Origin of the sequence: Bacillus australimaris (assembly GCF_001307105.1) — a bacterium.
GTDB lineage: Bacteria > Bacillota > Bacilli > Bacillales > Bacillaceae > Bacillus > Bacillus australimaris.
In genome coordinates this window covers 1-22833 of record NZ_LGYN01000027.1, presented here as the reverse complement: position 1 = coordinate 22833, position 22833 = coordinate 1, and the positions used below count along the sequence as shown (strand labels likewise).

General features: G+C 39.8%; 24 protein-coding genes and 8 tRNA genes. 6 read left to right on the top strand and 26 right to left on the bottom strand.

What is annotated here, in order from left to right; all coding sequences use genetic code 11:
* Positions 1–2 precede the first annotated feature (2 nt).
* Together AKG37_RS14270 and queG are read right to left on the bottom strand one after the other, a co-directional pair.
* Positions 3–905, bottom strand: a complete 903-nt coding sequence (locus tag AKG37_RS14270; protein ID WP_060699407.1) for an amidase domain-containing protein — start codon at positions 903–905, stop codon at positions 3–5.
* A gap of 61 nt (positions 906–966) precedes the next feature.
* Positions 967–2115, bottom strand: coding sequence for a tRNA epoxyqueuosine(34) reductase QueG (gene queG / locus AKG37_RS14265; RefSeq protein ID WP_060699667.1), 1149 nt, complete (start codon positions 2113–2115; stop codon positions 967–969).
* 83 nt (positions 2116–2198) lie between these two features.
* Here queG and AKG37_RS14260 point away from each other — a divergent pair, with 83 nt between their 5' ends.
* Positions 2199–2795: a hypothetical protein gene (locus tag AKG37_RS14260; protein ID WP_239686119.1), complete on the top strand. Its 597-nt coding sequence runs from the start codon at positions 2199–2201 to the stop codon at positions 2793–2795.
* A 98-nt stretch (positions 2796–2893) separates the two neighbouring features.
* Here AKG37_RS14260 and AKG37_RS14255 read toward each other — a convergent pair.
* The 12 genes from AKG37_RS14255 to AKG37_RS14200 all read right to left on the bottom strand — a co-directional run bounded on the left by AKG37_RS14255 (position 2894) and on the right by AKG37_RS14200 (position 12134).
* Positions 2894–2967 (bottom strand) — tRNA-Gly (locus AKG37_RS14255).
* Between the two features lie 127 nt (positions 2968–3094).
* Complete coding sequence (locus AKG37_RS14250) at positions 3095–3751, bottom strand: putative periplasmic lipoprotein (RefSeq protein WP_060699406.1); 657 nt, start codon at positions 3749–3751, stop codon at positions 3095–3097.
* A gap of 77 nt (positions 3752–3828) precedes the next feature.
* The gene (locus AKG37_RS14245; RefSeq protein WP_060699405.1) at positions 3829–4110 is read right to left on the bottom strand and encodes a hypothetical protein; all 282 of its coding nucleotides are present in this window, start codon (positions 4108–4110) and stop codon (positions 3829–3831) included.
* A complete protein-coding gene (locus tag AKG37_RS14240; RefSeq protein WP_060699404.1) occupies positions 4107–5012 on the bottom strand; it encodes a PqqD family protein in 906 nt (301 codons plus the stop codon). The genes AKG37_RS14245 and AKG37_RS14240 overlap by 4 nt, the downstream gene beginning before the upstream one ends.
* A complete protein-coding gene (locus tag AKG37_RS14235; protein WP_060699403.1) occupies positions 4996–6462 on the bottom strand; it encodes a hypothetical protein in 1467 nt (488 codons plus the stop codon). The genes AKG37_RS14240 and AKG37_RS14235 overlap by 17 nt, the downstream gene beginning before the upstream one ends.
* Positions 6440–7186: an ABC transporter ATP-binding protein gene (locus tag AKG37_RS14230; protein WP_060699402.1), complete on the bottom strand. Its 747-nt coding sequence runs from the start codon at positions 7184–7186 to the stop codon at positions 6440–6442. Before AKG37_RS14230 ends, AKG37_RS14235 begins: the two co-directional genes overlap by 23 nt.
* Before the next feature lie 115 nt (positions 7187–7301).
* Positions 7302–7514 (bottom strand): hypothetical protein, encoded by a 213-nt coding sequence (locus AKG37_RS14225; RefSeq protein WP_003211695.1) that lies wholly within the window; start codon positions 7512–7514, stop codon positions 7302–7304.
* A gap of 540 nt (positions 7515–8054) precedes the next feature.
* Positions 8055–9197, bottom strand: coding sequence for an FMNH2-dependent alkanesulfonate monooxygenase (gene ssuD, locus AKG37_RS14220; RefSeq protein WP_060699401.1), 1143 nt, complete (start codon positions 9195–9197; stop codon positions 8055–8057).
* Positions 9198–9214: 17 nt separating this feature from the next.
* Positions 9215–10045 (bottom strand): ABC transporter permease, encoded by an 831-nt coding sequence (locus tag AKG37_RS14215; protein ID WP_060699400.1) that lies wholly within the window; start codon positions 10043–10045, stop codon positions 9215–9217.
* Positions 10042–11019 carry an aliphatic sulfonate ABC transporter substrate-binding protein gene (locus AKG37_RS14210; protein WP_420805466.1) on the bottom strand — a complete coding sequence of 326 codons (978 nt, stop codon included), beginning with the start codon at positions 11017–11019 and terminating at the stop codon, positions 10042–10044. Before AKG37_RS14210 ends, AKG37_RS14215 begins: the two co-directional genes overlap by 4 nt.
* A 28-nt stretch (positions 11020–11047) precedes the next feature.
* Entirely contained in the window at positions 11048–11815 is a 768-nt protein-coding gene (locus AKG37_RS14205; RefSeq protein ID WP_060699398.1) for an ABC transporter ATP-binding protein, read from the bottom strand.
* 163 nt (positions 11816–11978) lie between these two features.
* Positions 11979–12134, bottom strand: a complete 156-nt coding sequence (locus AKG37_RS14200; protein WP_060699397.1) for an FbpB family small basic protein — start codon at positions 12132–12134, stop codon at positions 11979–11981.
* A 265-nt stretch (positions 12135–12399) separates the two neighbouring features.
* Between AKG37_RS14200 and AKG37_RS14195 the strand changes: the two genes are divergently transcribed.
* On the top strand, positions 12400–13695 hold the full coding sequence (locus tag AKG37_RS14195) for a homocysteine synthase (RefSeq protein WP_060699396.1): 1296 nt from the start codon (positions 12400–12402) through the stop codon (positions 13693–13695).
* A gap of 34 nt (positions 13696–13729) precedes the next feature.
* On the opposite strand, the gene lepB is transcribed toward AKG37_RS14195, so the two are convergent.
* Positions 13730–14296: a signal peptidase I gene (lepB, locus tag AKG37_RS14190; RefSeq protein ID WP_060699395.1), complete on the bottom strand. Its 567-nt coding sequence runs from the start codon at positions 14294–14296 to the stop codon at positions 13730–13732.
* Between the two features lie 154 nt (positions 14297–14450).
* Complete coding sequence (gene ltaS, locus AKG37_RS14185) at positions 14451–16394, bottom strand: lipoteichoic acid synthase (protein ID WP_060699394.1); 1944 nt, start codon at positions 16392–16394, stop codon at positions 14451–14453.
* Positions 16395–16934: 540 nt separating this feature from the next.
* On the opposite strand from ltaS, the gene AKG37_RS14180 reads away from it, so the two are divergent.
* From AKG37_RS14180 to AKG37_RS14165, 4 genes are all read left to right on the top strand, one after another.
* Positions 16935–17738 carry a DUF2262 domain-containing protein gene (locus AKG37_RS14180; protein WP_060699393.1) on the top strand — a complete coding sequence of 268 codons (804 nt, stop codon included), beginning with the start codon at positions 16935–16937 and terminating at the stop codon, positions 17736–17738.
* An 18-nt stretch (positions 17739–17756) separates the two neighbouring features.
* A complete protein-coding gene (locus tag AKG37_RS14175) occupies positions 17757–18446 on the top strand; it encodes a DUF1963 domain-containing protein (RefSeq protein ID WP_060699392.1) in 690 nt (229 codons plus the stop codon).
* Between the two features lie 200 nt (positions 18447–18646).
* The gene (locus AKG37_RS14170) at positions 18647–18844 is read left to right on the top strand and encodes a hypothetical protein (RefSeq protein ID WP_060699391.1); all 198 of its coding nucleotides are present in this window, start codon (positions 18647–18649) and stop codon (positions 18842–18844) included.
* Between the two features lie 64 nt (positions 18845–18908).
* Positions 18909–19451 carry a histidine phosphatase family protein gene (locus AKG37_RS14165; RefSeq protein WP_060699390.1) on the top strand — a complete coding sequence of 181 codons (543 nt, stop codon included), beginning with the start codon at positions 18909–18911 and terminating at the stop codon, positions 19449–19451.
* 33 nt (positions 19452–19484) lie between these two features.
* Here the strand turns inward: AKG37_RS14165 and AKG37_RS14160 are convergent, their stop codons facing one another.
* From AKG37_RS14160 to AKG37_RS14115, 10 genes are all read right to left on the bottom strand, one after another.
* Complete coding sequence (locus AKG37_RS14160) at positions 19485–20189, bottom strand: hypothetical protein (protein WP_060699665.1); 705 nt, start codon at positions 20187–20189, stop codon at positions 19485–19487.
* 124 nt (positions 20190–20313) lie between these two features.
* Positions 20314–21108, bottom strand: a complete 795-nt coding sequence (locus tag AKG37_RS14155) for a phosphotransferase (protein WP_060699389.1) — start codon at positions 21106–21108, stop codon at positions 20314–20316.
* Positions 21109–21485: 377 nt separating this feature from the next.
* Positions 21486–21911, bottom strand: a complete 426-nt coding sequence (locus AKG37_RS14150; protein WP_060699388.1) for a hypothetical protein — start codon at positions 21909–21911, stop codon at positions 21486–21488.
* Between the two features lie 249 nt (positions 21912–22160).
* Positions 22161–22242, bottom strand: a tRNA-Leu gene (locus AKG37_RS14145).
* Between the two features lie 36 nt (positions 22243–22278).
* Positions 22279–22367, bottom strand: a tRNA-Leu gene (locus tag AKG37_RS14140).
* A gap of 13 nt (positions 22368–22380) precedes the next feature.
* Positions 22381–22451 (bottom strand) — tRNA-Cys (locus AKG37_RS14135).
* A 5-nt stretch (positions 22452–22456) separates the two neighbouring features.
* Positions 22457–22531 (bottom strand) — tRNA-Gly (locus AKG37_RS14130).
* A gap of 7 nt (positions 22532–22538) precedes the next feature.
* Positions 22539–22610: transfer RNA gene (locus tag AKG37_RS14125), tRNA-Gln, on the bottom strand.
* 9 nt (positions 22611–22619) lie between these two features.
* Positions 22620–22695 (bottom strand) — tRNA-His (locus AKG37_RS14120).
* Positions 22696–22724: 29 nt separating this feature from the next.
* A tRNA-Trp gene (locus AKG37_RS14115) sits at positions 22725–22798 on the bottom strand.
* Between the last annotated feature and the right edge of the window lie 35 nt (positions 22799–22833).

Here is a 22833-nt window from a genome sequence, read left to right as displayed (position 1 = left end):
CACTAACTATCCTTCGCGGCATCGTCCAAAATGTGAAAAAACGTATAACGAATCGCAGGTGTATAGGCAGTCGAATCCTCATATGACCAATAACGCATGCGGCAGTCATACGTCTGTGCATTCACAAGAGGCATGCCGCCTTTGTCATGATCGACGACAATGGTTGTATGATTATACCTTCCATCACCCTCAAAATCGTAGCAAATGACATCACCAATTTGGAGCTCTCTCGCTTCTTTAAGCTTCTTTGCTCTTAAACCCGCTTTCGAATTCGCTAAATAATTTTTCATCGAATGAGCGACCGTCCAGCTATAGCTCCACGTATGCGGGCGCACCCACCAGCCAGACCCTCGGTTCGGATACCCTCTTGTTGGCGCGTTCCCTGCTTTCAAACATTGTGAAATAAAATTTGTACAGTTATCTTCAAAATTTTTATAGGCTGGATTCCGTTTATTCCAATACGTCTCCGCATACTGCACGGCTGCCCGCCGGTCATAATGAAAGGCTCTCCCAAATTGTTCTTCGGTCTGAAAGCGCTCATCCATATGCTTTTCCCTTTGCCGCTCTTCTAATGTCATACGATCTTTTACAAGCATATTGTGATAAAGAAAAGCTTCCCTTTTTTCCACCTGTTCCTCTAAATAAAAAGAATCGTCTATATCCTTGCATACATAAGTGAGATGAGCAAGATACTGCACATGCTGAGCCCCATCATCCTGAATAGCTGAATCAAGAAGTGTTGCTTTTGCTTTCGCCTTTACAATCTCAACCTGTCTTCTAGCAAAAAGTTCTTTTTTCCGCTCTACCGCTTCCACATCAGACATAAGCTGCGGCTGTTTGATTGCACGGCCATTGATTAAATACGCCAGCCTGTCTTCTAACGCTTGCTCTAATAGTTGTTTCACACAGACACCACCAAACTTTTTTTAAAAACTCTGTTTGGTTCATTCTATGTTCATAGGGATGTTATTTAGTATTTAAAGGTGTCTGCAAGAGCTCAATCCCTTTTTCAATCTCTTGTTTCGCTTCATCATCACTTTCCCGTTCAAGGGCTTTTTCCAGCTCTGGGAGCTGCTGATTGTCGCCAATTTTGCCAATCGCCCAAGCGGCTGTTCCCCGAATGACCGGTCTTGGATCCTTGTGCATCAACTCAACCAACACCGGTAAGGCAGATGCGTCTTTAAAGTGAGCAAGTGCTAAAATCGCATTCCGCTGAATAGGCTTTTTCCCGCGCCATGATCCTGAAACATGACCGTATTTTTCCTTAAATTCACGATTACTGATCGTAAGAAGCGGCTTTAACAGCGGCTTCGCAATTTCAGGGTCCGGCTCCATTTCTGGATGCAAATGAAAGTCTTTTCCTTTATTAATCGGACAAACGATTTGGCACGTATCGCACCCATACAATCGATTTCCAATTTTCGAACGAAATTCATCAGGTAAAAATCCTTTTGTCTGAGTTAAAAACGAAATGCATCGCTGTGAATTAAGCTGACCCGGATTCACTAGCGCACCCGTTGGACACGAATCCACACATTTATTGCATGTTCCGCACTGGTCTTCAATTTTCTCATCCGGTTCAAACGGGACATTTGTAATCATTTCAGCCAAATACACATAAGACCCAAACTCTGGTGTGATAATCATACAGTTTTTTGCACTAAAACCAATGCCAGCACGCTCTGCTACAGCGCGATCAGACAGTTCTCCTGTATCCACCATTGACTTTGTCCGTATATCGACATGTTTGCTTCGCAAAAATTCCTCGAGCATATCGAGCTTTTTTTTCAGCACGACATGATAATCCGTTCCCCATGAAGCCCTGCAAAAGATTCCTCTTCTCGCATCCTTTGTGCTTCGCGGAGCATCTTTCATTTTGGAAGGATACGCGAGCGCTATCGCCACAATTGATTTAGCCTTCGGAAGCAGCAAAGAAGGGTTTGTCCGTTTTTCGATATCAGGCTCTTCAAAGCCTGACAAATACCCTAACGATTCATGTAAGATGAGACGGTCTTTTAATGAATCAAATGTATCAGCGCTGGCAAATCGAATTTTATCGACACCAATTTCTTTCGCATATTGAATCAACTCTTCTTTTAATTCTCCAACATGAATCACCTTGCAAACCTCCTTTCTTTGTTTCTTCTGTTGTTTTCAGTATAATACGAGTGTATCATGACCGATTGGAGTGAGTCACTGTGAAGATACATATGGAAATATCTCATCCTCAAAACCCGTCTATCCATGTTGGACAGATTGAATATTCGCATATTGAAGTTGGTACATCACCTCAAATGTTAAAAGGCCGCTTACGTCTGTTTCAAGAATCTTTATTTTTTGAATACGAAGATAAAGTATTAGAAGACGTACCAGCCATCAAAGAATGGATGGATCTTTTAAAAGATGTTCCTTTCCTTCCACTTCTTTCTGATATCCAAAAGGAACAATTTATTGACTCGACCAATTCCGTACAGGATTTGTCGATATTTTTCTCATTAAAATATTTCTTACCCATCCTGACATTAGATGCCGATCGTATCAAAGAGCCGCTTTCACTGGCAAAACATGAGGCTGGTCACATCGAATGGCAGGACGACGCAGGACTGAATGGATTATTTTCTCAAGCAAGTAAAGCACAAATTTCTCAAGACACAAAGAACATTGTTCAACTCATCCTTTTCCCGCCGTCTATTTCCCGGGAAAAGAGTGAAGCTCTTATTCAATCCTTGACGAAGATGTTTGTACAAATACATGGCGGAGAAAGCAAATACGAACTCATTGAAAAAGCACTGTAGCCTGACAGTGCTTTTTCACATTATACTGACATAATAAAAAACGCAACACTTCGTTTATCTATGAAACGAAATACTGCGTTATTAACAAAATTATGTATTGGAGCGGGTGATGAGAATCGAACTCACGACATCAGCTTGGAAGGCTGAGGTTTTACCACTAAACTACACCCGCATCAATCTTTTAAAAGCAACGTCATCGCGTTGACTTTTCTTATGTTACAACTTTCTTAACAATTCGTCAAGAGAATATGAAGATTTTTCGTCAAAAAACTTCATATTCTCCGTATATATTACGATAGTTATTTATCTAACTGAATATAAAATAAGTACGCATGTGACTTATTCTTCAATGCTTCCTTTGGATTCTTCTCAATTTCGTCAAGTGTTGGTGAATTCCCGTCTTTCCCCATTGCTGCTGTATACGCAATCAGTGCCTTTCCCCCTGAAGCAACTTTGACAGATTCAGATTGTGCAGAAAAAACATAGTCATTTACTTTGAAAGGAAAGCTTGATGTCGCTTTCGTCAACCCATCATTCTTTTTGTCTGACCAAATACTAAATTGTGATTCATATACATCTTTCTCATGATGTAATTGAAAGAGCACATTCATCGTTTGGTCGGCTCCATCCTGATGTAAAGTAAAGGTAGAAGATGATGCTTCCTTTTTCACTAATCGGCCATTTTTGTAATGACTCCCGATAAACGTAATACTCTTGTCCTTCTTCGTTAACCCTTTCAGTGTCAAAGCCACCATTTCATTAGTGGTTGATGCCTCTAACAAGGTTTTTTCTTTTTTTGTCAGTTTCATTTGTTCGATAGTTACTTGCTGCTTAGATACAGGATCTGTTTCTATTGTAGAAACCTTCTTCTCTGTCGTCGTGGTTTCTGCGGCCTTCTCACCGCACCCTGCTAATAGAAAAACAGTGAATAAAAGAATGCTCCATTTTTTCAACATTGTGATCCCCTTTGATGTTTTTTCTCATTATACTAAAATTTGGTTTATTATACAAAAAAAAGATTAGGAGAATTCTCCTAACCTTTTGCTTTTTTCTGTTTTATAGCTGATAGAAATGCCACAATGAGAAAACTCGCAGCAAAGATCACGATCATATAAATAAAAAAGTTTGGCTTGATCTGAAAAGTAAACGCAGACGAGCCTTCCATTTCAAAAGCGAGACTGTTAAATAATAATGCATCATTCGTTTTTGACTGAAATAAATGATAGAATAGTACGCCGATTGTCAGCATCGGAAAGCCTAAAAATCCTAGAAAGCCACCAACTATAGCACCTTGTTTCATCGCCTGTACATTCATGATCGTTGTCCTCCTATTCCCCCAAGCAATAGCTGCTTCATAATGGACTTACCATCCCCCATAAACGGAAGAAGATAGAGTAATTGAATAAAATATGTGATTGAAAAAATGAAGAAACCAGTCGAAATCGGGTTTTCTTTTAGAAATAAAACGGTCACAATGATTCCTGCAGCCCCAATCACACCGGGAACGAGTGGTCCAAGCAGCGTAATCCATATCTGCTTTTTCTGAAACGGATCTAGTACGGGTCTCACAAATTTCACCGACATCATATCACTCGCAAAAAAGCCTTGAGGACCATCTCGTCCCGCAAATTTTCGATGCGCATATCCATGGGCTGCCTCATGTAAGGCGGTCCCGGTAATCAATCCAAAATAAATAATTGTAAAATAAATCGCAATAGCCGCAATCGACGGGTCAGGAATAAATACAAAAGCGATTCCTGCCATGACCATGAAAAGCAGCCAGAAAAAGATGATTTTACGCGTCACCATAAGCAAAGCTGTCCCCAATATATGAAGGAATGAATGCCCAGTACAATCGAATCGTTCCTTCATTTTTAGTTGATACTGCTTGAAAAATTGGTAGCAGGCTGTGACGATCCGGTATGGTGATTGATAATGAATCGACAGCAAGTGATGCTGATTCAATCCCATCATCAGCTGATAAAAGTCTCGAGCAATCACAGACTCATCGACCTGAAATAAATCGGCGAGCTCTGCCGCAATACTCGCTTCTGACCTTTTCCCATCCACTTTCGTTAACATATGATACGCACTTTCATTAATCGGGAGTGTGCTCCCATACTGCGTATCAGAGAGATGCCTCTTTTGTAAGGTCACATACGGCGCTAGTGCCGGTACCCGCTCAATCTTTAGCTTACTGTTAAGAAGTTGAATCATGTGAATACCTCCATGAAAAACCTTTGTATATGGCAAAGATGAGCAGACCCTCAAATGCAGCCATAAGCAGCCACTGGAGCGTTTGATTCGACGCCCCTATGACATAGTTTCCAATAAAAACAATCGGAATCATGAGTAAAATCAGCGCCCCAAATGAAAAAATACCTGTGTAGGGATTGTTTCGATCAAGAGGAAGTAAAATACCTACCACATAAAAGAGCGCAGTGGCATTGCATAAAACAGCAGCACCAATGACCACGTCCCAAATCTGATCAGGAATCGTCAGTGTTGTCAGCATGAATAAGACAATTTGCAGCACACCAACGAGCAGAAGGCCGATAAACTTATACAAAGCCACTTCCCACGATCTTAGGCCAAATGTTTTATACATCCCCAGCATTCGTTTATCATTGCCAAACGAATTAAAGGCTGTTAATCCAGCAAGAGCACATAGAACAAAAAACGCTTCTTCTTCAAAGCGGAATCCAAATTGATAACGGACGAATAAGATCACAATGAGAAGAATAAGAAAGTTTAAAATGTTTTCTTCATTCCGTACCTGTGACTTCACTTCCTTTACAATAAGTGACCACTTCTTCGAAGAAGAGAACGGCAGCTTGTGTAAAAAGGTTAACGCTTTTTTCTCTGCCATAATTGGCATCATAGCAAGAGAAAGAAATGCGCCGCCTGCCGATAAGAGGATGAACAGAATCAAGATGGCATAATTCACCCCTTCAGGAGACATTCCTTGTGCCGCTAAGAAAAATGGTGCTGTAAAATACATCAAATGATAATCAAACTGTAGATATGATTGCTGAATTTGGCTAATATCAAAATGCGTCAATCCATACGCCACAACGAGTGCCAATAAAACAAATATCGCTGCAAATTTTTGCAACGGCAATTTTAATTTCAGAACGAGTAAATAGGTGATGTTGTAAATAAACTGCAGCAGCATTAAAACAAAAAGCGATTGCAAAAGCACCATCAAAAAGAAAGTGAAGATAAAGAAAACACCGATTCCTTGAGCAATAAAATTAGGTAAAAGCAAGATGCTGATGAAAAATAAAACAAGCCCTGCCACCACTGTCACCATTGGAATGAAGTATCCAAGACTTTTCTGAAAGGTAGAGAGCGGAAACCAGCTGAGCTGCATAGAAAACCGGTCTTGTTCAGGCGTTCTGACTTTGATCAATACGAATAACAGGCTTGTAAAAATAGAAGCATTGATCGCCATTGACACAACGAGTAATCCAAGTGACCGTTCATCTCCATTTAAGAAAGCCTTCATAAAGACACCCGTAAAGCTGTATCCGATAATAGCCCCCATTGTGACGGCAAACAAAAAGAATAAGACCGCAATGATCCGCTTCGTTTGAGTATCAAAGAGCTTATACATTTCCTGCTGCCACATTTTAAGCATCATTTTAGAAATGATTAATGATTTCATCAAAATGTGCACCCCTATCACTTAACATTGAAGCTTTCAGAAACACCTGTTCCAGTGTGCTTGATTGATACTTCTCCTTTAAGGCTGAGACCGTTCCTTCATCCATTTTATTTCCCTTAGAAATAATGGCGATTTTTTGGCACAGCTCTTCCGCTGAAAGCATATCATGCGTTGAAAGCAAGATCGCACCATGGTGCTCGGCATAACGCTTCATCAGTTTTTTTGTGTTTATAACCGCTTCAATATCAAGTCCTCTAAAGGGCTCATCCATGATCACCAATTGACTATCAAGCATAAAGGCAGCAATCAGCTGTGTCTTTTTTTTCATACCATGTGAATAGGTTTCGATCGGTCTTGATAAAGCCGAGTCCATATCAAACAGTTCAATTAGTTGATTTCTTCTGTGAATTGTTTTACATTCATACATAGAAGAAACAAAATCTAAATATTCAGCACCAGTCAATGCTTCAGGGAGCAGCAGATCATCTGGAACATAGGCTACTTGCTTTTTAAAGGATGGTTCATCATTGGTGACGTCCTGCAAATGAATCGTTCCTTCTGTATGCTTAATGATGCCGAGTATACAGTTAATCATCGTTGTTTTACCCGAACCATTCGGTCCAGCAACAGCAACGATTTGATGAGGGTCGATTTTTAAATGAAAATCATTGACAGCAGTCACGTTATTTTTATACGTCTTGGTTAAATTCTCGATCGTAAACATATAACCTCCAAGTGTCTGCATATTCTTTATAAACAGATCAGGCTAAACCGCCCGCCACAGACGGTTTAGCCCAGGTGTCTTATCCTAGAAGTAAAAAGATGAATCCTAAGTATAGCTACTTACATTCAATTTGGACTTTCAAGCCACTTTCCCACTGAACGGCTCCCGTAAAGCTACCCTTGCCGTTTGCTAAACACCAAACTGCTGCTCCTAGAACTACTGTTGCTCCCAAACCAAGAAGGACAGCAACAAATACTAAGAACCAAGCTTGGTCCATAATAGCAGGTTCCATAGTGGAATAGTCAACTTGCGGCGCTGCATAAGTCATACTTTTCACCTCCCAGCTTATGATGATCGTATCATAGGCTTCATCCTCCAAACATCTACAGAACATCCCATTTTCGACCGAACATACATTTGAGTAAAACATGACTTTTTATTCAATTATTCATTTTCAACCACTTAAACTCTCTCTTATTTACTAGATTTTGGTACCCCTTAAGAACTACAAGAACCATTTAATGTCAATTAAACCATCTTTTTTCTTCCTTTTTGGAAATAGTCCATATTGATCATCCGATATTTATCTTCTTTCTTTTTTCTGAGATAGAAAGAATTCCCCCGTTATATCAGATATAAAAGTCCTGATTATATGTCGCAGCAACGCCAATTATGAAATATTTACTGATCATTCCGATAAAAGAGTGAGTATATTTTCCTTCTTCTCTTGGCTCTTAAAATATGTATATACAAGAAAATCGATTGGGAAAAAAGCCCTTACTTTGTTCAGTAGTACACAACATATGACTCGCTCCCTTTCTATAAAAAAAGCAAAGCAGTCATCGCAGACTGCTTTGCTTTTTCATATTTATGAGGAACTCGCTGCAGAGGCTGCATCTGGGAAATGATTGTTTCCAATAATTTCACCAGCTGGCACATGAAGTTCTGCTTCCCCCTGTTTATTGAATGGAAGGAGCGGGAAAACAAGCTCTGCTAAATAATAAGCTTCTTCCAGGTGCGGGTATCCAGAAAATATAAATGTATCAATGCCTAGAGACTTATATTCTAATATACGCTCTGCCACTGTTTGCGGGTCTCCGACGAGGGCTGTTCCTGCACCGCCGCGTACTAAACCAATGCCTGCCCAAAGATTTGGGCTGATTTCAAGTTTATTTTTATCCCCTTGATGCAATTCCACCATTCGTCTTTGACCTACTGAGTCCATGCCCTGTAGAACTTTTTGTGCCTTATCAATTGTTTCTTGATCTAGATGACGAATCAGATGTTCCGCTGCCTGCCATGCCTCCTCTTCTGTTTCTCTCACAATCACATGAAGACGAATGCCAAACTTCACCGTTCTTCCTTCCTTTTCAGCCTGTTTCTTCACCTGTTCAATTTTCTCTTTTACTTGTAATGGCGGTTCGCCCCAAGTTAAATAGACATCTGTATGCTTGGCGGCTGTTTGAATCCCCGCTGCCGATGATCCGCCAAAAAAGACTGGTGGATGGGGTGTTTGAGCTGGCGGGAATAACAGCCGGCCATTTTCTGACTGTAGATGTTTTCCTTGAAACTGTACATTTTCTCCTTTCAATAACCGCTTCCAAATCGTCAAAAACTCTTCTGTTGCCTCATAACGTTCATCATGAGAAATAAATAACCCATCTCCTTCAAGCTCCTCTTTACTTCCCCCTGCTACAACATTAATCAGCAGCCTCCCGCCTGAAAGACGATCTAATGTAGAAGTCATTCTAGCAGCAACAGACGGCTGCATCAGACCTGGTCTAAGAGCCACGAGGAACTTTAAATGCGTTGTTTCTGCAGCTAAAGCGGACGCCGTCAGCCATGGATCTTCACAGGATCTCCCAGTCGGCAGCAAGACCCCTGTATAACCAAGCTGGTCGGCAGCTTGAGCAATCTGTTTAAAATATGGATAGTCTGCCTTTCTTGCACCTTTTGTTGATCCTAAATAACGGCCGTCTCCATGCGTTGGAATAAACCATAGAATATTCATCACATCGCCCCCTATTATTATTCACCTTGATAACTAGTGCGCCACTTAAGCAGACGCTTTTCTAACAGTCGTACCAATGAATCTGTCAGCTTACCTACTACTGCAAAAATGATAATTCCTACAAACACCTTATCTGTTTGAGAAAATTGCCTTGCATCCATAATCATATAACCGACGCCGCTGCTTGAACCCATCAATTCAGCTACCACTAGACCAAGCCAAGCAATTCCTAATGACAGCCTCACGCCAAGAAGAATATGAGGAAGAGCAGCCGGTAAAATCAACTTTGTGATGCTTTGATACAAATTAAATTCTAAGGCGCGAGCCACATCAAACAGCTTATTATCCACACTGCGAATCCCTAGAAAAGTATTGATATAAATCGGGAAAAAAGCTCCAAGTGCAATCAATAAAATTTTCGCTGTCTCATCAAAGCCAAACCAGAGGATGAATAAAGGAGTGACAGCTAAATGTGGGACTGTTCTCAGCATTTGAAGGGACGGATCCACATACTGCTCTGTTCTTTTGGAGAACCCTACGCATATGCCCAGGATAAGACCTAAACCTCCTCCAAGTAGAAACCCACATATCGCTCGATACAGGCTGATGTATAAATGACCAAACAGTTCACCAGAACGTATCAACTCTCGAAAGGATTCTGTGATCAAGACGGGCGAAGGCAATACAGTGGAAGAAACAATTTGAGAACCAGCTATGACCTGCCAAACCACAATTAATAAAATGGGTAATACCAGCCCCTTTAATTTATACAAAGAAGAAGTTTTTCTCCTTTTTTTCTTTGTCCGCTCACTTTTAGACGCTATAGCCGGGTTAGAAATAGCTTTCATCCTTCCTTCTCCTCTTTCAACATTTTTTCAATAAACGAATTGTCTACCACGTGATTCACATCAATTTTCCGCTGGATAGCCTTTGTTTTATATTGAAAATCAGCGGTATGCTGCTGAGCATCGATGATTTTCTTCGAGATGGGCTTATTGAGTGGTTCCGTATTATTTAATACTTGTGTTACGACCTTCTTATCTAAATTTTTCAAACGCGCATATAGAGTAACAGCTTCTTCTTGATGTGCTTTCTGCCATTTCACCGCACGATCATATACCTTTAAGAATTTCACCACTAGTTCAGGATGCTGTTCAGCAAACTGTGTTCTAACAAGTGTGAAACCTGGAGAATATAAATCTGATGCTTCCCCATTCACTAGAAGCTTTGCTCCCTTCTCTATCGTTTCCAGTGATAGGAACGGCTCCCAGATCGACCAAGCATCAACGGACCCATTTTCAAATGCAGATATCGCTTCATCTGGCTGAAGCTGAATGATTTGAACATCCTTTGCAGATAAACCTGCCTGATCTAATACTTTGTATAAAAAGTCAAAGCCACTGCTCCCTTTAGCAACAGCAATTTTTTTCCCTTTTAAGTCTTCTACTTTTTGAATCTCACTGTTCTTATTCACTAAAATACCGTTCGCTTTCAGCCCATCCTGAGATAAACCAATTTCCTTAAAATCAATACCTGCTGCCTGGCCCGCTATGACTGGTGAGTTCCCAACCTGTGAAAAATCTAATTGATTTGCCGCAAGTCCTTCAAATTGGGGAGGACCACTTTGAAACTCCACCCACTTTATCTTCACTCCTTCTTTTTCAAATGCTTGTTCAAACCATCCCTTTTCCTTTGCTAAAAGAAGCGGGCTCAAACTTTGCTGAATCCCAATCCGAATCTCTTTCACCTTGTTTTCTGAGCCGTCTGCTGCTTGATCACACCCTGCTAAAACAAGTAAAAGACTCAAAAAGAAAATGATCATTTGTTTCTTTTTCATGCGATTGTCCTCCTTAAATTCCTGATCCATCCGTTAGTAACAGTTCATCTGTTTTCTCAAATTCTGAAAGCACCTTTTGTCTTAAGTTTTGAAAATCAGTTGACGTTCTATCACGCGGAAAAGGTAAGTTCACGGGAAGAATTTTATGAATTCGGCCAGGCCTTGCTTGTAAGAGCACAATTTCATTTCCTAAATAAATAGATTCATCAATATCATGAGTCACGAGCACCATCGTTGTTCTTTTCTCCTGCCATATGTCCAGCAGCACATCCTGCAAGTGTTTTCGTGTGAATGCATCCAGCGCACCAAATGGTTCATCAAGCAATAAGATCTCCGGATCACGCAGGAGTGCTCTCGCAATGGCAACCCGCTGTGACATCCCTCCTGAGAGCTCATGTGGATAAGCATGTTCAAACCCTTTTAATCGAACAATTTCAATCAATTCATCCACTTTGCGGCGTACATCCGATTGTTTTAAATTGAAATTGGCTGCTATGTTTTCTTCGACTGTCAGCCATGGAAACAAGCGGTGTTCCTGAAAGATAAATCCCTGTTTCATTCCTGGTTCTGTGATCTGTCTGTTCCCTATCGAGATGTGCCCATCATACTCTGTATCGAGCCCGCCAATGATCTTTAGCAATGTACTTTTCCCGCATCCGCTCGGACCAATCACCGTCACAAATTCACCGGGGACGATGGTCAATCTCATGTCTTCTAGCACTCGAATGGTCTGTTTGTCTTTCCAAAAGGACTTATCCACAATATCAATTGAAATCGTCATTGAAACCTCCACTCCCCTTGCCATCAGATAGATACACAGAAAGGCCCTTATCCCAAAAGAGAGATAAGAGCCTTCGTGTTGTCCGATCAGCTATTCATATTGATTTGTTAGCACCATCCTAAATCATACTAATCCTATAAATCAACTTAATTTTATAAAATAGTTATTTTGTCCTTGTATGCTTTTCATCAATTCGATCGTAAATCGCTTCTATTCGTTCCTTGTTGCTGTATATCTCATATTTGTTCCGCTCAATTAATATATCTAATGTGATATCCATGTGTTTTCTGTATTTTCTTCGCTTTTTCTTTTTTTCCATCTTCATCATCCTTTCTTATTCAAATAAAAAAAGGCTCTTCACTCATGCTTGAGTGATAGAGCCTTCGGTTGACCGATCAGCCATTCTTGTTTGTGTTTTCAGTATGCTCATGTTAATACATACTATTCCGACCTGTCAACTTTATTTATTGTTTTTTCAGATTTATCTAAAAAATGATTGACCGGGCAGGGAACAAGATTTATAGTCTTATTAAATATTTCTTATCAAAACAGTTGGTTTTATCTAACAAAAGGAGGATATACACATGTCAGAGGAACGTTCATTTCGTTTAGAAACAAAAGCCATTCACGCAGGTCAGGAGCTTGATTCAGCGACCTATTCAAGAGCCGTACCGATTTACCAAACAAGCTCATTTGGTTTTAGAGATAGTGAGCATGCAGCAAATTTATTCGGCCTTCAGGAGCCTGGCAATATTTATTCGCGTATTATGAACCCTACAAATGACGTCTTTGAAAAACGAATTGCTGAGCTTGAAGGTGGAATTGGTGCACTTGCTGTTTCTTCTGGACAAGCAGCTACGACTTATTCTATTTTAAACATCGCAGGAGCAGGGGATGAAATCGTTTCCTCAAGCAGCCTATATGGAGGCACCTACAATTTATTTGCCCATACGCTCAAAAAACTCGGAATTACAGTAAAATTTGTCGATTCATCTAACCTTGAAGAACTCGAAGCAGCGATTACAGACAAAACAAAGGCAGTGTATGCAGAGAGCATTGGGAATCCAAAAGGCGACATTTTACATATTGAAGCCATCTCAGCGATTGCACACAAGCACCATATTCCACTTATTGTAGACAACACGCTCGCCAGTCCCTATTTATTAAGACCTATCGAGTTCGGTGCAGACATTGTCGTCCACTCAGCTACGAAATTTATTGGCGGTCATGGTACATCAATTGGCGGTGTCATCGTTGATAGCGGCAAATTCCCTTGGGCTGACAGCGATAAATTCAAAGGGCTGACTGAACCAGATCCAAGTTATCATGGCCTGACATATACAGAAGCGATTGGTGAAGCAGCTTATATCACCAAAGCACGAGTACAGCTCTTACGTGATTTAGGGGCTGCCCTGTCGCCATTCAACTCATTTTTACTTTTGCAAGGCTTAGAAACATTACACCTTCGTCTTGAGCGGCATAGTGAAAATGCGTTAAAAACTGCACAATTCTTACAGGATCACCCTCTTGTCGATTGGGTAAGCTATCCTGGTCTTGAAAGTCACGAATCGTTTGAGCTTGCTCAAACATATTTACCAAAAGGACAAGGTGCAATCCTCACATTCGGTATTAAAGGCGGGCGAGAAGCAGGTAAAAAACTCATTGATTCCGTGCAGCTTTTCTCCCATCTCGCAAACGTGGGCGATTCTAAATCCTTAATCATTCATCCTGCCAGCACAACGCATCAGCAATTAAGTGAAGCTGAACAAAAAGCGACAGGTGTCACACCAGAACTCATTCGTTTATCGGTTGGAACAGAAGCAATTGAAGACATCCTTGCAGATCTTGAACAAGCCATAACAAAAAGCCAGTCTGAATGAAATAAAAAAAAGCACACGCTGTGTGCTTTTTTTCTTATTTGTTGAGTAATCGAATATCTTGGAATGGATAAAATACAAATGAGGTAGTTCCTTGAATATCACGTTTTGTAAAAAGTCCTAAGCCGTTGCGGCTGTCCATTGAATTTTGGCGGTTGTCACCCATCACAAAATACTTTCCTTTTGGAACAGTAAGAGGACCAAAATCAGGTGTCAGCAATGTACCGTCTGCAGCTGCTTTCTTTTTATTTGACGCTAAGTAAGGCTCCGCCACTTTTTGACCATTGACGTATAGCTGGTCATTTTTCATTTCAATCTTATCACCAGGTAAACCAATCAAGCGTTTGACATAATGGGTGCTGCGGTCTTCCCCATCAAGAACAATGATCTGTCCTCGTTTATAATCATCGAAATAATCAACTGTTTTATTCACAAACACCCGCTCTGTATCATGCAATGTCGGGTACATAGAAGAACCTTTGACAATGTATGGCGCGAATAAAAAGTTCCGAATGATAAAAACAGCAATGAATGCGATTAAGATGGCTTTGATCCAGCCCCATAATTCTGATTTCTTTTTTTGTGTTTTTGTATTTGTTGTCATAAACTCCTCCTGAATTCCCCTAGGACGAAATGTGTTTCACCAGCTGTCTGCCAGCGTCACGCTTGTTTCTCCCTAAATATAAACATATTTTGCCAACAAATCAAGCAATGAGAGAAAAAAGGCAAGCACCTTTCTGTGCTTGCCCAAAACTCAGTTAGTTAGCAGAAGATCCTGCATCTTTTTCTTCGTTTGTTTTACCATAGAAATAATCCGATGGATTCACTGGTTTGAAATCAGATAATTTATGGAATCGAAGAAGATCCCTGTAGAGCACTTTATCTGAAAGACTTAACTGATTATCAACACGGGCTTTAATCGCCTCTGTCTGTTTATTTTGTTTCACCACTTTACCTGTCTTCGTATCATAGACAGTATTATCGACAAGTGTGTATTTCGGTGTCACATAGTTTCCATTACGGAAGGCAACGGTCTGATCATGCTTTTTAGAGAATAAATCTGTTCCAAAATTCACGAATTCATTTGAATCGATACCTTGTAAGTGAAGAAGCGTTGGCATTACGTCTACTTCACCACCATACGTATGGTTCACGCCGCCCTGCTTACCAGGAATACGAATCATAAGCGGAACACGCTGGTTTTGTGCATTTTGGTAAGGCGTAATTTCTTTTCCTTGAATTTCACTCATTGCACGGTTATGGTTCTCAGAAATACCGTTATGGTCACCATATAACAAAATAACTGAGTCTTTATATAGACCTGATTTTTTCAAGTCCTTAAAGAATTGCTCTAATGACTCATCTAAATATCGTGCTGTCTGGAAATAGTTATCCACTGTTTTATCGCCAGTTGTTGCTTTAGCGATTGTCGCATCTTTTTCATCCAAATTAAATGGATAGTGATTTGTCAGTGTCATTAAGTGTGCATAAAATGGCTTTTTCATTGATTCTAACATTGGAATGGATTCTTTGAAGAACGGTTTATCCTTCAGACCCATATTCACAAGGTTTTCTTCGTCCATGTTGTAATGGGAAGCATCGAAGAATTGATCAATTCCCATATGTTTATAAATCGTGTCACGGTTCCAGAAAGATTTATAGTCTCCGTGAAGCACTGCACTCGTATAGCCTGCTTTTTGATCTAAGATGGCAGGAAGTGATTGGAAGGTATTTTCACCCTTTGTCACAAACGCCGCTCCCTCTGGCAAACCAAACATACTATTGTCCATCATCAGCTCAGCATCAGAAGTTTTACCTTGCCCAGTCTGATGGAAGAAGTTATCAAAATACGTAAAGTCGTCTTTTCCATGAGCGAGTTTGTTTAAAAATGGTGTCACTTCTTCTCCATTTAACTTGTAGTCAATTAAAAATGACTGGAAGCTCTCTAAATGGATTTTAATAATGTTTTTCCCTTTTGCTTTACCAAAATATTCTGCATTTGGCTTTGCATAGTGAGACGTCGTATAGTTCACAACATCCGTTAAATCATCACTGCTCGCATTAGCTACCTGCGTCGCATTTTGCGCTGTTTGAACACCGTCATAAATCGCGTAGTTATACACGCCTAAATATTTGACAATATACTTATGATCGAATGTTCTCGTTAATAATTCTGGACGATCCTTTTCTGCTAAATGAAGGTTAACAAAGAACAGACCTACACCAGCAGCCACAATCAGCAGTGCAAATGTCTTTTTCATTTGGAACTTCTTCACTTCTGGTCTCCAAATGACAATCGCAATCAAGATAATGATATCAAGGAAGTACAAAAGGTCATGCGGCTTAATACTTGCTAACACACCGCCTGTCATACCTCCTCCCAGATTTCCTGCTTGCTTCATTGTTGGGAAGGTCAAGAAATCATCAAAGAAACGATAATACGCTACATTGGCATATAAAAGTGCGGTCATAATAAAATCAATTACAATTAAAACAATGGCAGATTTACGCCCCTTAAAAAAGAGAGCAAGTCCTAAAAACACAATGGCTGAACTGAATGGATTTAATAAGAGAAGACCCTCTTGAAAAGATCCCTTCACTCCTAAATTAAAGTCCATTTTGTAGGCTGTGTACGATTTTGCCCAAAATAAAAGAACAGCCAAAACAAAAAAGCTATATTTGTTCGCAAATATTTTTTTCATAAAACCTCTTCTTTCTTATTTTCGATCTGATATAAGTGAAATCATAAAAAATTTACATTCATTTTGCAAATGTAAATCTTCTGCACCAGGCATTCGAATGCTCTGTCAATGCCGGTACCATGTACTCCTTTAATATAACGAATGAGAAGCATCATAAGTTTCAAAAAAATACGAGTAAATAAAAGGAAAAATATCCATTTACATTTAATTTACTCACACTTCAAACTTCATTGAATGATGAAGGCTTTGTAAATCACTCAGTATTACTTTACTTTTTTCATCTGATCGTGTCAAAGTAATTATAAAGAAAGGGAAGAATAACCTAGGCTTTTCGACTCACTTACCCAAATTTATACAAAATTCGATCCCTGCTTCCTTTATTGTGACTTAACCTTCAAGAATCCATGTATCCACCTAAAAAAACAGTTTTAAACAAAAAAAGCTTGATTTCTTCTACTAATATGCGGTGTGATAAAGATATAGATTTTGATCATATCATCCTTCTGTTCATGACAAAAAACTCAATCTGGAGGACATCACATGAAGATTAACAAACAAATAAACACATTTGAAGAAAGATTTTCAGAAGATATTGTCAGCATCATAGCTGTCACAGGACCTTCTGGCGTAGGCGCAGGGAAGGCAGGACAGCAGTCTCTTTGGACTGCCTCTATTCCACTGATTGCCTGGAAGGAAAATGGCCACATCACAACCGAAACAATAAGGCTCTGCTGGTTAACAGATGACGAAGGATTAAGGGAAAAGCAGGCACAATTACATAAAGAATCAATCGTCTCACTTCAAGTTCGAAAAGGTGAAAGTGAATTCATGCTTGTATCATTGATTGATATAGATACAAAGGATCAAGAGCTTCAAGAGATTTTAGAAGAAGCCCAAAAACCTGTCTTTTATCATGATGACACACTTGGCAGCTTTGAATTAGTGAAGGGACTAGACTTATTTGAAAAGATGATCCAATGGAACAATCAAGAATGCCTCCTCTACTTCAACCTTGAAGAAGAGGAAAAAATAAATGATTCTCTACAGACAGCAAGCAAACTCATGGAGAAGCAGACCAAATGGGATTCTTCTATTAAATCGTTTGCCGCAAATCAGCTGATCGATCTAGCAAAAGACTGGCAGGAACAAGACGAATCTGCTGAAGAACAAGAAGAACTTACACTGGATCAATTTATAGACCGCATGTCATTTGAAAGCCTGCATGTTTACCCTGATGGAGAGTTTGAAGTCTACTGTCATGACGGTGATTTATTTTGGGGACATGTCATTATTGTCACAGGAAATATAAATGGTACATTTCAAGATGCACACATTGCAGGCTAAAGGCTGGAGGGACTATCAATGGAGATCAAAGCTTTTCAAGAATTAAATCAAATTGGGAAAACGCCCGTCATCGCCAAAATTGGCGGCTTCCGTCCTGATCCAGCTGTACACAGCTGGTTTGCCGGTCATTTTTTCATCCATCCTAATCATGGCTGGCCGACAGATCAAGATGGGGCCATGGTTCCGATTTTACAAATTTATTTACCTGAAGTACCAGGAGGAATAAACGGCTTCAATCAATGTAAGATGATTCAAATTTTTCTCAATCAGAAAGAACTTCCGATTGATATCACCAAAAACGGTGAAGGATGGAAGCTCATTGAATATTCGACAATCGAAGGTTTAGAATTAGCTGAGACTCCTGAAGAAGTGAGAGGGCTCAAACCCTTTCAAATCCAATGGAACGAAAGTGAGCAAAAGGACTTCCCTTGCTGGGAAGAAGCCTGGTCATATGTAGATTTATCAGAAGTAAACGAAAGTGTAGAAGCGACAGACCACTTCTTTAACCAATACACAAATTACTCGTTCACAAAAATCGGTGGATATGGGGCTTATATTCAATCTCCACCCCATCAACAATCAGGCGATTTCATGCTGCAAATCGCCTCAGAAGAAAAACCTCGTTTTATGATTGGCGATAACGGCACGATGTATTTCTATTACGACAAAGAAATCAACGAATGGTTTATGCATTGGGATTGTTTTTAATTGTATGTCAACTTAGGGTACGAACGTAAATTACTACAAGCATTACAACGTGCCATGTAAACTGAAAAAAGAGCCACACTTTCCTGTGGCTCTTTTTATATCAATTGAATATTCCTTTTGAAGAAAACAATTGACGCCAGGACAACTCACCCCGTATATTATGTATAAATCCATCTTTCTCAAAGAAAAGGGGGCCTCACATGCGCTTGTTTAAGAACTGGAGAAAAAAGCAGCCTGCACAGCAGTTCACTACAGAAAAGCAAGAAGACAGCATCCCAATCAACTTCTCCACACTTCCCTTTGGCACAGACACCTTAGATGATTTTCTGTTCAACCTAGACCTGACCTCCAAGCTCACAGATCCCTATAAAGAAACAGATACGAACAAACTAACCTAGACCTTCCGAAAATTCTCATCCAATTCTGGATGATTTTTTTATACTCAATGAAAGGTGTATTCAAATGAAAACATATTATATCGTCAGACACTGTCAAGCAGATGGACAAGCGAAAGATGCCGCTTTAACGCCAAAAGGCATCGCTCAATCTCATGAATTGGCACAGTTTTTTTCCAACATTCATCTCAATCAGATTATCTCAAGTCCTTATAGACGAGCGATTCAAACCACTGAGCCCCTTGCTCATGCAAAACAGCTAGAGATAAAAATCGATGAGCGCCTCTCTGAACGTGTGTTAAGCAGCAAACCAATGGACAATTGGTATGAGAAACTAAAGCTCAGTTTTACGGACTTACATATGACCTGTGAAGGCGGAGAATCTAGCCAACAAGCCATGAATCGTATTGTAGAAGTGCTCCACGAACAAATAAAACTAGAAAAAGATCATACCCTATTCGTCACACATGGCAATATCATGAGCCTGCTTCTGAAACACGCCGATTCAACGATTGGATTCGAGGAGTGGGAAAAACTAAGCAATCCAGATGTCTATATCCTGAGATATTTTAGTCCAGATCATATAGAAACAAAGCGAATATGGCATTAAAATACGGCAGAATGAATTCTGCCGTTTTCTCATCTATTGCTGATAATAAAAGGCCTCTACCCACTCATACGGCTTCTTTCGCTCCGCACACCATTTCATAAAACCTCTTGTCTCCGTCTTCTGAAATGCCATCCAGTCTGTTAAAAGCTGACCATAATAAGCTGCTTGTTTTTGAACATTGGTACGAGTCCTTACATCTTGGATCATCATCATCACATCTTCAATACCTTGAATTCTCTCTTGATCCTTCTCATAGGTACTTAAATAAAGATCTTCATGTATATGATGAAACGAATACCACAAGGCCGATAAATAGGTTTCACAAATTTGAACAATCACACGCTGCTCCTTGCTGCCCCCAAGCTCTAATGCCTTCAATAAATAGGGCATCCCTTCTCCCTGATGCACAAACAAACCTCGCCAGCGATATGGTCTCACATCCAATGGATCAACATTTTCCCACGTTTGAAAAACAGGCTGGATCACCCCATTCACCAACGGATACACAAGTAGATGATGACCATCCTCAAATCGTTCAATCCACTCAAACAGCCAAGTAACAAATACACGCTGCACTTCAAAATCATTCTCCTTCATCTCTTCAATAAAGGACTGAAGAACTTTTAGCGCATCTTTACGCAAGCCCTGTTCTTTTCTCATACAGTACTGTCTAAAAAGTGGATAATCCTTTGAGCCCTCGTCTTGAATGATGGTCTGTAATATCGTCTTTGTTTGCAACATAACAACGCCGCCTCTTTACATTCATTCTCTGTATTTGATATAGCCAATTGTAACATTTACCGTATGAAGGTAAGCTACTCATTTTGATTTCTATTGTCTTTCTAATTTAAAGGTAAGCAGTTTACATCCATTCTTTTCTGTGGTCATGAATAAATTGAATGTCTTTTTGATAATGTATGAGATGTCCTTCATGAATCATGTTTTGAAAAGCGATATCCCCCTCACTCGCTTTTCGTTTCATGTACTGACATAATCCTTCTAAACGCAGCAACACCATATCCAAATAATCTTCTGCTATTTCCTCACCATATGATTCAAAAAACAGTTTCACTCTATGCTTTATATGGTCTGCATGTTCTGATGAATCATAGTTCACGATATCTCCTGTTTTGGTGCGAAAAAATCTACTGATAGGTACACATGTATACAGTGTATATGCGATATCCCAAAGTCTTGGACCAGGAGCAGCTACATCAAAATCAATGATTCCTACTGGTTTTTCATTATTGAAAATGATATTGTACATAGCAAAATCATTATGGCATACAACCTCTATGGTGTTCGGCGTATTGTCCATTCGTTCCCAATCGTCTGAAATGGGGAAATCCCGAACAGCATCATGATAAAGTCTTAGCATTTTGGCTATTTCTTTTAAGACATCTTGAGAACACATATATTCTTTTAAGGGGTTATGACCGGCCACACCTTCAATGAAGGACAAGATCTCTCTACCTTTTTCATCAACCCCTAAAAACTTTGGAGCATAGGAGAAATTCTTTTCTTCTAAATGCTTTAGCAGCTTTTGTATATTGATATTGTCTGACTTTACTTCTCGACGAACCGTATCTCCCGAACGATATACGTTCGAGACATTGCCACCTGTCAATAACTCTTCATGATCATTTTGTTTTTTCATAAATTCTCCCCTCAAATTGGGTCACAATAATGATATCAGCTAAAGATGTGTATTGATCTATATATTCATTTAGTTACACAAAGGTTAGTACACTGTTTTATGTGAATGTGCTACCCTATTTTGTTTCCTTACATGGTTAAATGTATCTTAATCCAATGTTGCAAATCACTTAAGATTATTCTGCTAATAGAAGTACATCCTCATTATTTTCTAATAGGTTTCTATTTTTATCCAAATAACTCATTTAAACCACAAAAAAACGATCATGAAACTTTTAATAGATACCGGTGGCCAGTGAACCGGCACTCCTTGATAAATTATTCCTAAAAGGCAAGGTATACCCTCTTAAAGTAAAGCACCCGTTAATGAAATAAGAATTAAAGTTCTTCTTGAAATATTTTTGATTTTATCGGCTTTAAACTCAAAGGTATTTTAAACTCATGAATACTTTCAATTTGATTAAAAAAATGATCTATATCGTCATAATCCATTGACCATTCTTCTACCACCTTTAACTTTTTTAACTCGGTTGTTGGTTTAAATAAAAATTCACAGTGTAGTTGTTCCATGTGAGAATAATCATCTTCTTCATAAACTGTAAACTGACGTACAAAGTCTAAATGAAATAGTTCCTCTCCTGTAAAATCATAGACACCACACTGAAATAAAATTTCTTTATCTTCTTCGCCCTCGACTGTCTCCTTTGAAAAAGCCTTAAATGTTTCCCAAACCTTTTTTATATCATCGGTATCTTCACCAATGCTATCTTTAAGAAAACTTTCAGCATTTTTAACCGTAATCATTACAACACCTCCTACGTACAATTTAACCAATCCTGTCCCTTTAGTTTAATAATAAAGGTAACATCAATAAAGTAAAAGTTAATCTCCTTTTTCACCAGTGAACAAGATTTGAAATAATTTTGTCGTGTGAAAAATCAGCTAAAAAACAAATAAAAAACGCCCTCCTACAATTTGTAGAAAGACGTTTTTAACGTTGATATTCCTTAATTCTTTTGTAATTGATGATAATAAAGAATATCTAAAACTAGATACCGGTGGCCGGGGTCGAACCGGCACTCCGTGAGGAACACGATTTTGAGTCGTGCGCGTCTGCCAATTCCGCCACACCGGCATGATCATTAAAGAGCGCAACTTATAATAAAAAACATGGTGCCGAGGGCCGGACTTGAACCGGCACGGTAGTCACCTACCGCAGGATTTTAAGTCCTGTGTGTCTGCCAATTCCACCACCCCGGCAATCTTTTCAAAAAGGCGACACCCGGATTTGAACCGGGGATAAAGGTTTTGCAGACCTCTGCCTTACCACTTGGCTATGCCGCCATTATTGGAGCGGAAGACGGGATTCGAACCCGCGACCCCCACCTTGGCAAGGTGGTGTTCTACCACTGAACTACTTCCGCACATCAACTGGGCTAGCTGGATTCGAACCAACGCATGACGGAGTCAAAGTCCGTTGCCTTACCGCTTGGCTATAGCCCAATAATAAAATGGGGCGATTGATGGGAATCGAACCCACGAGTGCCAGAGCCACAATCTGGTGCGTTAACCACTTCGCCACAACCGCCATAGATGTAATGAATTATAAAGTATAATTGGCAGGGGCAGTAGGAATCGAACCCACACCGGAGGTTTTGGAGACCTCTGTTCTACCGTTAAACTATGCCCCTATGAAAATAAAAATGGTGGAGGGGGGCGGATTCGA

What these genes read in the sequence shown, in the direction of transcription:
- AKG37_RS14170 (WP_060699391.1), top strand. Translation starts at nt 18,647, where the DNA reads ATGCGCTTGTTTAAGAACTGGAGAAAAAAGCAGCCTGCACAGCAGTTC.
- AKG37_RS14250 (WP_060699406.1), bottom strand. Translation starts at nt 3,751, where the DNA reads ATGTTGAAAAAATGGAGCATTCTTTTATTCACTGTTTTTCTATTAGCA.
- AKG37_RS14230 (WP_060699402.1), bottom strand. Translation starts at nt 7,186, where the DNA reads ATGTTTACGATCGAGAATTTAACCAAGACGTATAAAAATAACGTGACT.
- AKG37_RS14225 (WP_003211695.1), bottom strand. Translation starts at nt 7,514, where the DNA reads ATGACTTATGCAGCGCCGCAAGTTGACTATTCCACTATGGAACCTGCT.
- AKG37_RS14175 (WP_060699392.1), top strand. Translation starts at nt 17,757, where the DNA reads ATGGAGATCAAAGCTTTTCAAGAATTAAATCAAATTGGGAAAACGCCC.
- AKG37_RS14165 (WP_060699390.1), top strand. Translation starts at nt 18,909, where the DNA reads ATGAAAACATATTATATCGTCAGACACTGTCAAGCAGATGGACAAGCG.
- AKG37_RS14240 (WP_060699404.1), bottom strand. Translation starts at nt 5,012, where the DNA reads ATGATTCAACTTCTTAACAGTAAGCTAAAGATTGAGCGGGTACCGGCA.
- AKG37_RS14180 (WP_060699393.1), top strand. Translation starts at nt 16,935, where the DNA reads ATGAAGATTAACAAACAAATAAACACATTTGAAGAAAGATTTTCAGAA.
- AKG37_RS14205 (WP_060699398.1), bottom strand. Translation starts at nt 11,815, where the DNA reads ATGACGATTTCAATTGATATTGTGGATAAGTCCTTTTGGAAAGACAAA.
- AKG37_RS14210 (WP_420805466.1), bottom strand. Translation starts at nt 11,019, where the DNA reads ATGATCATTTTCTTTTTGAGTCTTTTACTTGTTTTAGCAGGGTGTGAT.
- ltaS (WP_060699394.1), bottom strand. Translation starts at nt 16,394, where the DNA reads ATGAAAAAAATATTTGCGAACAAATATAGCTTTTTTGTTTTGGCTGTT.
- AKG37_RS14245 (WP_060699405.1), bottom strand. Translation starts at nt 4,110, where the DNA reads ATGAATGTACAGGCGATGAAACAAGGTGCTATAGTTGGTGGCTTTCTA.
- lepB (WP_060699395.1), bottom strand. Translation starts at nt 14,296, where the DNA reads ATGACAACAAATACAAAAACACAAAAAAAGAAATCAGAATTATGGGGC.
- AKG37_RS14195 (WP_060699396.1), top strand. Translation starts at nt 12,400, where the DNA reads ATGTCAGAGGAACGTTCATTTCGTTTAGAAACAAAAGCCATTCACGCA.
- AKG37_RS14155 (WP_060699389.1), bottom strand. Translation starts at nt 21,108, where the DNA reads ATGAAAAAACAAAATGATCATGAAGAGTTATTGACAGGTGGCAATGTC.
- AKG37_RS14200 (WP_060699397.1), bottom strand. Translation starts at nt 12,134, where the DNA reads ATGGAAAAAAAGAAAAAGCGAAGAAAATACAGAAAACACATGGATATC.
- AKG37_RS14150 (WP_060699388.1), bottom strand. Translation starts at nt 21,911, where the DNA reads ATGATTACGGTTAAAAATGCTGAAAGTTTTCTTAAAGATAGCATTGGT.
- ssuD (WP_060699401.1), bottom strand. Translation starts at nt 9,197, where the DNA reads ATGAATATTCTATGGTTTATTCCAACGCATGGAGACGGCCGTTATTTA.
- AKG37_RS14235 (WP_060699403.1), bottom strand. Translation starts at nt 6,462, where the DNA reads ATGAAATCATTAATCATTTCTAAAATGATGCTTAAAATGTGGCAGCAG.
- AKG37_RS14215 (WP_060699400.1), bottom strand. Translation starts at nt 10,045, where the DNA reads ATGAAAGCTATTTCTAACCCGGCTATAGCGTCTAAAAGTGAGCGGACA.